The sequence below is a fragment of the Dolichospermum sp. UHCC 0406 genome (assembly GCF_009712025.1).
GTDB lineage: Bacteria > Cyanobacteriota > Cyanobacteriia > Cyanobacteriales > Nostocaceae > Dolichospermum > Dolichospermum lemmermannii.
In genome coordinates, this window is the sequence record NZ_VILA01000033.1 from 1 (window position 1) to 13,334 (window position 13,334).

At 38.7% G+C, this 13,334-nt stretch carries 10 protein-coding genes; 4 read left to right on the plus strand and 6 right to left on the minus strand.

Annotated features, from left to right (window positions below; translation table 11 throughout):
- A partial coding sequence (locus FJR09_RS23690; RefSeq protein WP_168654210.1) for an HNH endonuclease signature motif containing protein occupies positions 1-162 on the plus strand: 162 nt, incomplete at its 5' end.
- A 31-nt stretch (positions 163-193) separates the two neighbouring features.
- Here FJR09_RS23690 and FJR09_RS23695 read toward each other — a convergent pair.
- The 6 genes from FJR09_RS23695 to FJR09_RS23720 all read right to left on the minus strand — a co-directional run bounded on the left by FJR09_RS23695 (position 194) and on the right by FJR09_RS23720 (position 11,083).
- On the minus strand, positions 194-2,884 hold the full coding sequence (locus FJR09_RS23695) for a phospholipase D-like domain-containing anti-phage protein (RefSeq protein WP_168652557.1): 2,691 nt from the start codon (positions 2,882-2,884) through the stop codon (positions 194-196).
- A 46-nt stretch (positions 2,885-2,930) separates the two neighbouring features.
- Complete coding sequence (locus FJR09_RS23700) at positions 2,931-5,927, minus strand: anti-phage-associated DUF1156 domain-containing protein (RefSeq protein ID WP_168652558.1); 2,997 nt, start codon at positions 5,925-5,927, stop codon at positions 2,931-2,933.
- A gap of 130 nt (positions 5,928-6,057) precedes the next feature.
- On the minus strand, positions 6,058-6,633 hold the full coding sequence (locus FJR09_RS23705) for a DUF3780 domain-containing protein (RefSeq protein WP_168652559.1): 576 nt from the start codon (positions 6,631-6,633) through the stop codon (positions 6,058-6,060).
- Positions 6,633-9,119 carry a DUF499 domain-containing protein gene (locus tag FJR09_RS23710; RefSeq protein ID WP_168652560.1) on the minus strand — a complete coding sequence of 829 codons (2,487 nt, stop codon included), beginning with the start codon at positions 9,117-9,119 and terminating at the stop codon, positions 6,633-6,635. The genes FJR09_RS23705 and FJR09_RS23710 overlap by 1 nt, the downstream gene beginning before the upstream one ends.
- Positions 9,120-9,379: 260 nt before the next feature.
- The gene (locus tag FJR09_RS23715) at positions 9,380-10,282 is read right to left on the minus strand and encodes a tyrosine-type recombinase/integrase (RefSeq protein ID WP_168654211.1); all 903 of its coding nucleotides are present in this window, start codon (positions 10,280-10,282) and stop codon (positions 9,380-9,382) included.
- A gap of 240 nt (positions 10,283-10,522) precedes the next feature.
- The gene (locus tag FJR09_RS23720; protein ID WP_168652562.1) at positions 10,523-11,083 is read right to left on the minus strand and encodes a hypothetical protein; all 561 of its coding nucleotides are present in this window, start codon (positions 11,081-11,083) and stop codon (positions 10,523-10,525) included.
- A gap of 258 nt (positions 11,084-11,341) precedes the next feature.
- Here FJR09_RS23720 and FJR09_RS23725 point away from each other — a divergent pair, with 258 nt between their 5' ends.
- From FJR09_RS23725 to FJR09_RS23735, 3 genes are all read left to right on the plus strand, one after another.
- A complete protein-coding gene (locus FJR09_RS23725) occupies positions 11,342-11,617 on the plus strand; it encodes a UPF0175 family protein (RefSeq protein WP_053541445.1) in 276 nt (91 codons plus the stop codon).
- A gap of 4 nt (positions 11,618-11,621) precedes the next feature.
- Positions 11,622-12,095 (plus strand): DUF3368 domain-containing protein, encoded by a 474-nt coding sequence (locus FJR09_RS23730; RefSeq protein WP_053541444.1) that lies wholly within the window; start codon positions 11,622-11,624, stop codon positions 12,093-12,095.
- A 564-nt stretch (positions 12,096-12,659) separates the two neighbouring features.
- Positions 12,660-13,334 carry a response regulator gene (locus FJR09_RS23735; protein WP_168652563.1) on the plus strand — a complete coding sequence of 225 codons (675 nt, stop codon included), beginning with the start codon at positions 12,660-12,662 and terminating at the stop codon, positions 13,332-13,334.

Here is a 13,334-nt window from a genome sequence, read left to right on the forward strand (position 1 = left end):
GCATACGATCTACAAGTTCATCACTGGAATCGTGATCCATCAGACAATAGACCCGAAAATTTAGTAGCTTTATGTCCAAAATGTCATCTTAGCTATCATCGAGGTGGTAAGGGTAATGTTTCTGAGGGTCAACTGTCGCTGTTTGATATGTTAGGGTTTTAAATCCTCATACCAAGCTCCATGAATTAGATGCTTACCAACCTTGTAAAAGTTGCTTTCTCCTATCACTACCGTCTAAAACTTCAGTACAAGACTCCCAGGGAATTTTTTCCAGTTTATGATACTTAATTTCAAAAGGATGTTGTTTAGGGATAGCATCAATAGTTTGTTTTACTTTTTCAATTTCTCCCATAGCAATTTCTATCCAGATGTCTTCCAAAACATCAGGAATTTGCCCAAACATCTGATGAATTGCTGACAACCGACTAGAAAGTAATTCGTGAACCCTATCCTCTACAGACCCTTTGTAACGCATATTATATACATAAACTGTATCTCTTAGTTGTCCAATACGCTGAATCCTGCCCTTGCGCTGTTCTAATCTTGTAGGATTCCAGGGTAAGTCAAGATTAATTAAAGTTCCCAACCGTTGGAGATTTAAACCTTCACTAGCAGCATCAGTTCCTAATAATAATTGCATCTCTCCGCGACGCACCATTTGTTTTAACTCTTCTCGATTTTGTTTGCTAAATACACCACCTAAAAAGATTCCTGATTTTTGCCCACCTGCATAAATCCCAATAGGTTGTTTTGGCAGAATTTCCTGAGAAAGTTGACTAGCCAACCAATATATTGAATCAAAATATTGAGAGAATATAATACAACCTTGTTCTAACCAACCTTCCTGTAAAAGTATTTTGACAATAACTTGATATTTAGGATCTCTTTCTTGATTAGCTTCTAAAGCATTAACAAATGCTTGAAGTAATTCTCTTTCATTAGATGTCAAAGACTTTAGTTTTTCGACTTCGGTAATTTCATCATCTTCATCTTCATTTTCAACATCATCCCAATCTTGAAGCATATTTCTGGCAGTATTCATACCTGCATGGATGGTACTACCAACACGCCTCAGTAATAATGTTTTCAGAAATCCAGCCCCTTTCATTCTTAAACTAAGTAGCTGACAAAATTCCTCTGCAAATTCATAAGCCTCTTTTAAATAAGGGGGTAATCTAATAGCATCCTTGTCGCTTTCACCAAATAATTCTACTTTCACTGGCTGTAAATAAGGTTCACCTGTTTCTGGATCAATAGTGCTTTCTAAAAATTCCCTTGTTCTTCTGACAATGTGACGGATAAAAGGATTATGCTGTTGAGCGAAAATCCTGGCTAAATCTTTTACTCGTCGTTGATCCGGTTTTCTCAGTTGTGACCACCCATCTCCGGGAGCTACTGCTTTGCTATCAGGTAATTTTAAAGAACGACGAATCATTTCAAAATCTCGGTTTTCGGAAGATGGTGGTAAGGGATTACGAATCCAACTCCATAAATCTTGTTCATCTTCAGGTAATTTATTTTCACCTGTGACAACAGATATCGCTTCTTGGGCATTGCGCCAATGACTCCACGGATTCCCCAAGACTGATTCATTGTCTGTAGGGGCAAGTATATTGAGTAAATCCCATGCTTCCACAGGATAAAGTTGAACTGGGGTAGCAGTTGCTAATAATAGGCTTTTGGTTTGGGCAGAAATTTGACACAGAAAAGCCATTAAATTATTAGGTTCTGGTTTTCCCTGTTCTTTATCTTGTCCAAGATTTTTACGGCGGGCGCGGTGTGCCTCATCTACTATCACGCACTCATAAGTTAGTTGTTTAAGATATGCTACAGATTCAGATTTACTGGTAATTAACCCTTGGGAAACAAGTCCGATTTGACGAGGACATTTTTTAATACCAGCAGCACCGACTATGGGATACTCAATGCCATTTTCATCTATCCAACGCTTGCCATCCCAAATTGCTGAGGGCATATCTAACAGGTTTTTCATTTCTTCCTGCCACTGCCATAATAGGGGTTTGGGGACTAAAATTAGTACAGGTTTGTCTCCATAGAGCGCCATTAACATTGCTGACATGGCCAACTGCATGGTTTTACCCAATCCCACCATATCTGCTAAGACAAATCTTGCACCGTGAGCAGTACGGTGGGCGTTAAAAGTTAAATTTACAAAGTATTTTTGATGTTCCCAAAGGCCGTATTCTTGACGGTAAACAGGTGTTTCAATAATTGCGGCGGCGGCTTCAGGTTGTTTTCGCCAAATATCAACGCTGGGAATTACTTTGCGCTTAACGAGACGGCCAATATCTTCAACAACAAAATCACAGAGATTGCAAGCAAAGGGACTATGCCAAAGGCTATCAAATTCTTCTTGTACCCATTGGATAGCTTCTGGGGAATCATCTTCCCAAAGTAGTTCATAATTCAGTTTCCAAGCGCGATAGGTTTCGTTAGTGCTGCCAATAAATGAGGTTTGGTTGCCATTGACAAGAGTAATTACTCCGGCTTTACCATGTACTAAACCAAATTTTTCTAAGGGAAGAACTTTAACTTGCATTTTACCAGAACGCAGAAACTCGTAAAGACGGGCAAAGCGGGGTTTACTATGGTAATCGAATTTTTCTGGTTGGGATGCACACCACTCACGACGGATAGCGAAGTTAGCGGCTTTAGCAGTTTCTACATCACGTACATCTAAGTCGGAATTACAGATAATGCGAATTAGTCCTGTCATGCTTTCTATGGCTTCTCCTGCTACTTCCAACATAGAAGAACTGAAGTATCCAGCTATGCGGTCATAAGATTTCGCTCCCTGTAATCTTTGATTCAGGAAAGATTGATCTAATTTTGTTCGCCGGGAAGAAAACCTCTGAATCGCCATTTTTTATGTCAACTTAAAAAAGCTGTAAAATTAAGTTTATAGAAAATTAAATACTATCGTTTTCGACTGCCCCTTCTAACAACTTAGCAGCATCAGCATCGGTTTTCCAATGGGATGTTCTTTGTCCCATTGCTGATAAAAATTTCAGGATTTCGATAATATTTTTACGTTGAGTCCAATAATCTTTAATTTCGGTTTTTAACCAAGTTTTACCTTGTTGTGCTTCTCCTATGCGTACTATTTCCCGAATAGCAAATAAGGTGTTTCTAACTAGGGATGCACCAAAGCCAATATCACCCAGTTGTTTAGCTGCAAATTCACTGGCGGTTTTCAAGCGAGTTTCGTTGGCTTTACCGCTATCTAGCATTGATTTATATTCTTTGATACCAAAACCTCTGGCTAATTCTTGATATGCCCCAGAACGATATTCGCCGTGAGTTTCTATGTCTAATCCTTTGAGATAAAATCTTTCTTCAGGAGTAAAACTTTTCCAGATAAAGGAATCAAAACCTGTGGGTACAAGATAATCACAAGCAATTTTCACAGCATTAGCAATCAGTTTTTCTATTTCTGAAGTTTCGCCTTTTTTCCGGGGTTTAGAAAGTTCGTAAGCAATATCAAAATCTTCGATAGTTTTGTATTGAGTCATAACTCGTAATGCCGCAGCGTAAGCAGCTAGTTGATAATCTGTATCACTAAAGTTAGGATCTTCGTTATCTTCTAATGCCAACATTGAATCTAGCTGGGCTTTAACTTCTGTTTCGACTTCGGGATAAAGTTCATCTAAAAATGCGGTATCTTCTGAGGTTTGTTTTCTTAAAATTAAGATGACTGTTCCCTGTACATAGTTACCTTCTTTTAAGGCTGAATCTGTTTCAGTACCAATACACCAAGCGGCTGTTACTCTTAAACCAGATGCCCAAAGTATCAGGGCTAAATCTGCCCAAACTCCTGCATCTTGATGGGTAAACATAACAACTTGAATGCCATTATCTGGCATATTATTTGATAGGTTACGGTAGCATTCTGCCATGCTTTTACGGAAGTTTTCATCTCGTCCTACAATAGCTAATGCTCGCTTGCTGTCGGTATACCAATTAGGAAATGATTTAGTTATATGTTTTTCGTACCAGGCTAAGAAAAATTCAGTTAATTCGTGATAATTCACTGCATCTGCATAAGGTGGATCTGTAATCCATAAATCACAATTATTATTAATAAATCTAGCATCACTTGTTTGTGTAATATGTTTAACTTCAGTTTTAATATTAGGTATCTGTATTTCAAATGCAGTTTCCAAACTAAGTACAGTTCTCAATCCATAATTAAACAAGGTATTTAATGCTTGATTACTAAATACTTGCTCACTTTTCTCATTAGCACCGTTAGAATGCCACCTTGATAATTTTGCATTATAATCGCAGCATCTTCCAGCTCCTAGAATAGACAAAATTTTAAAGTAAGAATTATTATATTCTACATAATATTTATCAATAAAATCCCAAAACAAACCTAATGTTAACAACTGTCTCGGATTAAATAAATGATGCCAGTGCGTCCACCCTCGCGTGCGAATAGGTTCGTCAGTTTTGTCACCTGGTTCAATTTTACGATTGGGAATGTAACCCTTTTCTTGCCAATCGTGGAAGCGTTCTGTTAATAATTCTAGTATCTTTAATTCTCTATTTAAATCATATTTATTGGGAGCAAGATATATACGATTCGTTGCTATTTTATCTAATTGATGCGAATTAATGAATAAATCCAAAACGACTTTATGAATAAAATTATAATCAAAAACATCAGGAATGCAGAGATACATTAAAATTACTGCATTTTCATTAACGTAACTTCTTTCCCAACGAATACAATAGAGACGTTCTTGAAATACATCATCAGGACGAGGAACAAGATCATCATTTTCCCATAACCTTAAACCATATTCTGTGCCACCATTAGAACGCCTATCACCCCTAATCATAATCATGGGTGTAGATTGGTGACAATGGGGACAAATCAGACTTGATTTTTGTACTGTTCCTGCTTCTTTTGCAGCTTTCATTTCACTCGCAGAAACACCAGATTTGATAATAATTTCAAAGCGTTGATTTTCATCATCTGGCTGAAGTATGGCAACAGTGAGTGTTTTTTCTCCTATTACCCAACTAGGTGCTAAAGGAACTGACCAACCACATTCAGGACATTTAGTTTCATTGCAATAAAGATAAGCATCGGCTCTCCAACCTTGCTCATTATGTTCAATTTCCCAAGCGGTTATTTGTTCATCTACCGCATCATAAACTTGTTGTTGTGCTTCCCGCACTTGTTTAGCAACTTCTTCACCACCACCAACAATATTTAAAGCCGCCCAGGTAAGCAATGCCGCTACAGGATTTAAGTCTGAAGCATAAACCTCACAACCAATTCTAGCTGCTTCAAAAGGTATGCTTCCACCCCCACAAAAAGCATCACCAACGCGGGGAGTATGCCCAAATTGACGTTCTCCTAACTGTTGAATTAATTGGGTTAAATTCTCAGCCGTCGTTTGCAGATGGGCATTAATTTCTTGCCATGCTTCGGCAGATGGTCCAGATATTTGTTCCGGGCGATCGCAATATTCTAATTTTTCATCATAGGAGAAAGTGTTAAATATAATCTGTTGTAATTCTTGCTTTTGTAATTGAGTAATTCCTTTTTTATATTTAGGCTTTTCCTCAGTAGAATCATCAGCAAACCATTTTATTCTTTCACTTGGTTGCAACCGACTATAAATATCTTTCATAGAGATAGACTTAGTTTTACGTTGCCAAAGTCCATCCTCATCCATTGTGAGAATTTGGAGAAAAATTTCCCGGTCTTTTTTAGGATTATCTGATGTTGGTAACAATAATCCTAAAATAATAGCCCTGACTAAAATCAAAGGTTTTCGTCCCCACCATTTACCTAACCCTGTTAGAGTTTGTGAATAGTTGGCTTTACGTTCCTTATAGCTTTCTTTGGATACTTTTGAGACGGGAAATTGAGTTTCAATAAAAGATGGCATTATTTTAATTAGTTATAGAATTTAAAAGTATAACTCTCTTCTATCACTATTGGATAAAGCGACGAATTTTGAAAGTTACAGCCTATGAAAATTAAGGTTTTACCCCAAATAGGGTAAAAGGGACGGGATTCTATCGTAGATCAAATAGTGGTAATTCTATTTTTTGGGGACGATAATCAGAAACAGGGTTTTCCGTCAAAGCATAACGCACAGCCTTACGCCAACCTTTATTCCGTCCAGAAATGGCGTGACCTGTAGCAGCATTAGTCATCGTAAACAACCACCAACGCTCCTCAGCGGTCAGTCCTAACCAATTTTTAATGGCAATGGGAATTAAAGCTGGTTCAGCATCTTCAATTGCCCAAGCCAATAACACTAATTCCTTACCAAACAAGCGAGAAAGGGGAATTCTGCCTGTCTTCCATTGCCCAGTTTTTAGCCCATCTTGCTTGAGACGTTGGTTAAATTCAGCTTTGACAGTATCAGCAATTCCTTCCCACTTTACACGGGGTAAAATTACCCGTATTTTATTATCTTCATTTCCCAAGGCAAAACTTAACTCTTGTTGGGCTTCGCTTTCATTCCAAGTCAAATGTTCTGAAATGAGAATATTTTCTTGTTTTTTAGGAGGAATAGTCACTAAAAAATGATGTTCCGATTCAGTGGGAACAAAGCCAAAACCTTCAGATTTAAGTTTAATTGCCACTATTGTTGTTGTACCTCATGGGGATATATTTGAGTTTTTACTTCTGCTACCCAGTCTAAAAGCTGCTGTCCGGTGGAAAAACTCAACGACTGGGCTTGAATTTCAACTTCACCATCAGTCAGTAGAGAGCGTAAATAATTCACAGCAGATTCTAATTTATCTACATCAAAAACTAGATTGCTTTCCACTGATATTTCTACCCAATGGCTTCCAGTAACGGTAATACGGGGACCTGACACCCCAACTTGATATTTTTTCAACAGTCCTATCAACTCGTAAGCGTCTTTAGTCGTAGTCGGGTGATGTTCCCGTTGCCAAATAGCTGGTTTAGCTGGATCAACCTGAAAATCATCTATTTTATCCCATTGGATATCCAGGCGATGATTTTGGGAGCTAATACCCTGTTTTTCTGCAACTGCCAAAATACAAACAGTACCTTCAGGAACAATAAATGGATCATTGTAGATACCGCCGCCAAGTTTGGGGTCAGAACCATCTGTAGTGTAACGGATTGGGGCATCTGGGGCAGCTTTTAGTTCCACCATTTTATCATTGCCGCTTTGGAAGCTGCGAGATTTAATAGTAATGCGGTTAGTCCAAGTTAGAGCATCTCCGGTTTCATGTTCACCTTTGGAGTCAACACACAGAAAATTAATTTCTAGTTCATTAGTACAGAAATTTTTGGGGTCAGAGACAGTTTGCGAAGTAGTCGTGACAGGTGAGCCAATATCATAATGAATGATATCCCCATGCACTGCTGTTAGTTCTAAGGTAACTTCCCCTGTATCATTGTTGCGCTGCTTTTCTTTAATACGGATATCAGTTTGGGGTTTGGGGAAAGGAGGTTTTTCTACATAACCGCCATCTTCACGCCATTGGTCTTTATGGATTAAATCATCCTTGAGAAGATCAAGAGCATCTACTCTATGCCATGGCCAAGCTGTGTTAGTTGCAGCCCGTTTTTTGACTTCAGACCAAATGATTGATTTGGCAGTAAATAGTCTTTGTTCGCACTTTTTCCGAAAGGAATCACTAGATATATCTTCAGTAAATTTTTGCTTTTCTTTCAGAGTGTTCCGAATCTGGATTTCACCATTGTAATTGTTGTCAGTGAAATTCATTTGAAAATCAGCAGACATCAAACTATCTTTAGTGGGATAATAAAGTGTAGTAAATACTTCACGGGTAGCACTAAGAAGACGTAGTTTTATATTATCCTCCATATCCTTAGCTGCCATTCTTTGCGGATCATTATCTGGTACTTTTTGCCCCTTCATTTCATCAAGAATAGAGGTAATAGCTTTTAATTCTGCTGCTGTTTCTAGTAAAGTTTCCAGAGTGCCACGCAGTCCAGAAAGAAACAGAATCCGATTTTTATAATCTAAATCATCATAGAGTTTTTGTAGCTCTGGATTTAAGCTACCGCTGACATAAGGTTCATAAATTACAAGAGTTACTACTCGCATCAGTCGAATTAAACCGCGAGTTTGCTGGAAACCAGGATTTTCTCGAAACCGGGCATAAAGGTCGCGGATAGCAAAGTGAAAAGGATAAGATTCTTTGAGTTGGGTAGTAAATTTCTCTGGAGAAGCATTAGTAATATCCATTTGTTTGGCATCGTTAACTGCTTTGGCGTAAGCGCGGGCAACTTCTAAAATTTCACTCTCATCTGGTAATTTCTCAAATAACCGTTTGCGGAGAATATGGTAAAGTTCATCAGTATTCAGGGCAACAGGTTCTAATGTCATTGCTGCCCGGCCTACTTCACCTTTGAGATTTTCTAGTGTTTTATTAATTTGTTCAGAACCACCTTCATAGGTAGCTTTTAAATCAGAAATTACTACACAGACATTGGCTAAATCTTCTCTAGCAACAGCACTTAAAAGGTTAGCTAATGCTGTTGATGTTACCTGTGCTAAGTCTGAATTACCAATTTGTTTAGATTTAGCATTATCCAAATATGGTGGTAATTCATCCAATAGAATGAGTAAAGGATCTCCTTTAAGGAGATTAACCCAAGCAGTTTCTCCTGGTGCAGCTAGAGGAGAATAATATTGATGAAACTGTTCTTTTTTACCTAACTGTTGGGCGATCGCCCCCCAAATTCCCAAAGGTTCATCACTTTCCCGTCCGTTAAAGGCAACTACCCGAACTGGTCCTAATTTATGAGCTTCATAAAGGTTGCCCATAACCTGCGATCGCAATTCTGGATTTTTTGCTAATAATCCCAAAGAGATCATATTGTGAGTTTTACCACCGCCCATTGCTTGAGTCAGGACAAAGACCCCCTGAGTAGAACTGCTATCAAACCGACGAAAAGCTTCTCTGAGAAGCCGTTTCATCCCATCAGTCAAATAGTTTTCAGCAAAAAAATCATCTGCATTGATTTTGTCTTCAATCAAGTCCATCAGGCGTGATACAGTATCTCGTGTAGAGCGATCAAAGATGCTTGAGCGTGGTATACAAAGTTCTTTAAGTGTTTTCATAGGTATTTAATTACTATCGCGTCTATACATACAGAACCAGGAAATAGGGGTAAACACTTGATTGTTCTTTCCCTATAGTAATATTACGTGCAGATACGTAACATTACTATCAAACATAACTATATTAATAGTTTTCAGACTTAATTTCCGAAATCACAAACATCTCGGCTCAATACCAGTAATCAGACTGAAGAAAAGCGTTATTAAGGACACGGTGCAGAATTTTCCTGGGGGATATTTTAAATAAAAGTTGCAAAGACTTACCCCGGCAAGTAAAGACCACTACTATCGCTCGGTTTAGCGTGTGCATATCTGCTAGTTGTCTGCAACGAAGTATGCCCCAAAGTTTGCTGTACCAACTGCACCGGCGCACCCCTATCTAAACTATGAGATGCATGGGAATGCCTTAACCAGTGTGGACTTACCTTCCCCTGAATCCCCGCCTTCTGCCCTGCCTCCCCCACAATTTCCCAGATATGCCGGGGCTGCAACGGTTCACCACCCTTCCGACTTTTAAACACCGCAGACTTGCCCGTGTCATCAGCAGCACGCAAAGCCAACAAAGCCGAATATAACTTCTTGGGAATTAAAACCGTCCGCGACTTATCCCCCTTGCCAAACAAACTCACCTGTCCCTGGTCATCCCGATTGGGGCGGATATCAGCCCAACGCAACAGCCCCACCTCCCCCACTCTTGCCCCAGTATAATAGAGAAACTGAATCAAACACTTATCACGCACATTACTCGTTAACGCCACCATCGTCATCACCTCCGTTTCCGACAGTATGCGTTCTGCTAAGGTATCTTTTGGTTTCGGTAACAAAGTATCCGCCGCCGCATTAAACTGGAGATACTTAATTTTGCACCCATAACTTAGCAGACTTTTGATAGCAGCAATTCTCCTCGCCCGACTAGCAGGAGACAAAGGCTTACCTGTTTTCGCCGCCGGATGAGTCTCCAAAAAATCGGCAAACGCCTGGACATCATTAATAGTTACAGTTCGCAGATCAAGATCATTTAGCCTTACCGACTCCAGTGATGACTGTAACAGAAAACCAATAAAATAGCGCACATCCGTCTCATAAGCCCGGTGCGACTCCTTACTGCGTTTAGTTGCCAACCACAGAGCCACGAGTTGGGCAGTATTGGCAACATCAGCCATCTTCGAGGTTGCCACCTCTTGCTGATATCGAGTTAACATAAAGATATAACAAAAAAAATGCGTACAAAACCCTGCCTTGCGGTGGGGTTTATTCTTTTATTTAAGCATTGAAACTAGGAAATCCTCACATCCCTGATATCGGCAGCGGTTTTGGCCTAATAAATCCCCCAAACACAGATAAGGTTAATTATCTGTGTTTGAGGGAAAAGTGATATTGGAGGGGATGGGTGATGGGGTTGATTAACGCTGCCTCACTGGATAATACAGCCCATCACTAATCTGAAATTTCCACCCTAAACTACTGGGATCTCGATTCCTGGACCAACTAATAAATTCTTGCTCACTTTTGCTTTCGCGTTCTGTAATCAAACTTTGCTGTGTTACCCCCAACCGTTGCGCTAAGTTCTCAGGAGCAAATTCTTTGATTTCTACTGCTTGTTGTTGATACTGGTAGGGATACCCCGACCGCCGGGGTCTAGAATTACCACCACCGTATTTGCCAGAAGCGATTGCTTTTTCAATTTTCTCTAACTGTTTACCAAGGACTTCCAATTTAGTGGCCACCTGTTGATCTTGTTGGCAAAGGTGCGTTTCCAGTTCTCCCAGTTTCTCCTCCACCTGCTGTAATTCGTTAGTTACTTCTAGTTTTACACTGCTATCGAACTGTGCTATCAATTCCTGTAACCCTTGCAATAACGCCGTTGTGTGACCGTCGCGGTGGATTTTGGCTAGTTGCCGTACTATAGGAATGAGTACAGTTGGCACGCGAATCATTTCACTGGGTGGGGTCTTGTTATTCATGGCGATATCGGTGGTGATATCAATTATAGTCTGAAGTTTCCTTTAAGAATTTCTCAAACTCCGTGTCGGTTCGCGGACAAAGTGAAAATGTCGCAGACTAAATGAAATTTTGTTGCGGACTAATTGAAAATATGCTTGTGTAACCGACAGATATTTGCGGCAGGCACAGATGGACACCAAGAGAAGCAGTTCACCACCAGGGCAGTTAAAAAATATGCTAAAATATAAGCGGTGGAAATTTTCTGACAAAGAAAAAATATGCAAATTTCTATTGTTTTACCCGATGCTATAGCTCATTATCTGACAGAACAATGGGGTGATTTAGATACTAGAATCATGGAAATGATTGCAGTTGAGGCTTATCGTCAAGGTTTAATTAGTGTAGGTAAATTAAGAGAATTATTAGGTATGAAAACCCGTTTAGAGGTAGATACTTTTTTGCAATCTCAAGGCATTTATCTAGCTTATAATGAAATGGATTTAGAGCAAGATCACCAAACACATCAACAATTACAAGAATCAGGTATTTTGTAGAAAAATGTTAGTTATATCTGATACTTCTCCAATTTGTTATCTAGTGTTAATTGGTGAAATTGACATACTTGCTCAACTTTATCATCAAGTGCTAATTCCGCAGATAGTTCAGGAAGAATTGTCGCATAAAAAATCACCAAATTTAGTTCAGAATTGGATTAATGATCCTCCTCGTTGGTTAATTATTAAAAATATTGATATTTCTGGGAGTCCAGATTTAGAAGTTTTAGATCCAGGAGAAACAGCAGCTATTCTTTTAGCGAAAAAAGAAAATGCCAATTTAATTATTATTGATGATGGACTAGGAAGAAAAATTGCCAGCAATCGCGGTTTAAAAGTGACTGGTTTGCTGGGAGTTTTAGAGCAAGCAGCATCTCAAAATTTAATTGATTTACCTGATGTTATTAGTCGCTTACAAAAAACAAGTTTTCGAGCTTCATCATCATTGCTAAATTCTTTATTGAAACGTCAAACATAAAAATTGTGCAGATTCAGGAGTATCTTTGTATAAACATTCAAAACGAACAAATCGGTTATTGAGAATTAGTTTGTACTCCAAAACCCTTATTATTTGGTCATTTCACGACTTAACTGGGAAAGTCAGGGGCAAGGAAAAGAGATAAAATAGGTAAAAACTCTTGCACTGCAAGTAGCTGGAAGAAGCGAAATTGATTACTTGCAATCATGCCTTGATTGTCTTCGACAAAACTGGGTGGACTTGTACGATAGCCTCACAGAGAAAAAGTCAGCCTCTCAATCTTGATTATTCTCGTAAATAAACCGCGAACACTTTTCCTTGGTTTTACTCCCCCCATTTTCCTTTTGCACAATTATGCAATTAACTTTGCAACGAAGGTCATTCCATTCCTATACTCTTTAGTTTTATATTGGTGAGAGTCACTGATTCTGTACGATTACCGAATTTGTCAAGATAAATCAGCATCCGTGTAAAAAGGGTTTGAGATATATTTCTTACCTTTTCAACGGGAGGACATTTTGTATATAATACAACAATTACATATTTCCAAGTGAGGTATTGACAGTGAGCCAAAATTTATCAGAGGATTTAAAACTGAAAGTTCTTGTAGTTGATGACCATGAACATATTCTAGCTGGAACAGTTGAGGAGATAAGGAAGCAACACCCGAATGCGGAAATAATAACTGCTCAAACTGCACAAGATGTTCTAAATCAGATCAACAGCTTCCAACCAAATCTATTAGTTTTGGATCTTGCCATTCCAGAACGCCCTGGAGTTAGTGCAAAATTAGAAACAGGTATTCAAATTCTGCGTACTGTAATGCAAAAAGATTACGATCCAGAACTTCATATTGTTGTACTAACTTCTCATGGCAAGGCATTGGTACAGGTTAGACATGAATTTGAAAAGTATCAGGGAGGTTTTACAGTAGCGAATAAAACATCTTTAAGTGATTTCTCAAAAAAAGTTAATTTGGCATTAGCAGGAGCAACACACACGAGAGACGTAGGTATTTCAGAATTGGAACTTAAACCTGAATGGTTTGAAGTTATACAATTAGCTTTTATTGAAGATTTAAAAGATACAGCAATAGCTAAAAGACAATATAAATCTCTCCGTACTATTAAATATTATTGGAATAAAATAAGAGATATTCTGAGTGTTTATCCTGAAGATGATAAGGAGATTAAAATCCAAACTTATAAAAGAGCCAAGGAAGAAGGATTTATTGACTAG

Bases quoted from the DNA above. Each gene is read 5' to 3' on its own strand.
- FJR09_RS23700 (WP_168652558.1), bottom strand. From the start codon at position 5,927: ATGCCATCTTTTATTGAAACTCAATTTCCCGTCTCAAAAGTATCCAAA.
- FJR09_RS23715 (WP_168654211.1), bottom strand. From the start codon at position 10,282: ATGGCTGATGTTGCCAATACTGCCCAACTCGTGGCTCTGTGGTTGGCA.
- FJR09_RS23720 (WP_168652562.1), bottom strand. From the start codon at position 11,083: ATGAATAACAAGACCCCACCCAGTGAAATGATTCGCGTGCCAACTGTA.
- FJR09_RS23695 (WP_168652557.1), bottom strand. From the start codon at position 2,884: ATGGCGATTCAGAGGTTTTCTTCCCGGCGAACAAAATTAGATCAATCT.
- FJR09_RS23725 (WP_053541445.1), top strand. From the start codon at position 11,342: ATGCAAATTTCTATTGTTTTACCCGATGCTATAGCTCATTATCTGACA.
- FJR09_RS23730 (WP_053541444.1), top strand. From the start codon at position 11,622: ATGTTAGTTATATCTGATACTTCTCCAATTTGTTATCTAGTGTTAATT.
- FJR09_RS23710 (WP_168652560.1), bottom strand. From the start codon at position 9,119: ATGAAAACACTTAAAGAACTTTGTATACCACGCTCAAGCATCTTTGAT.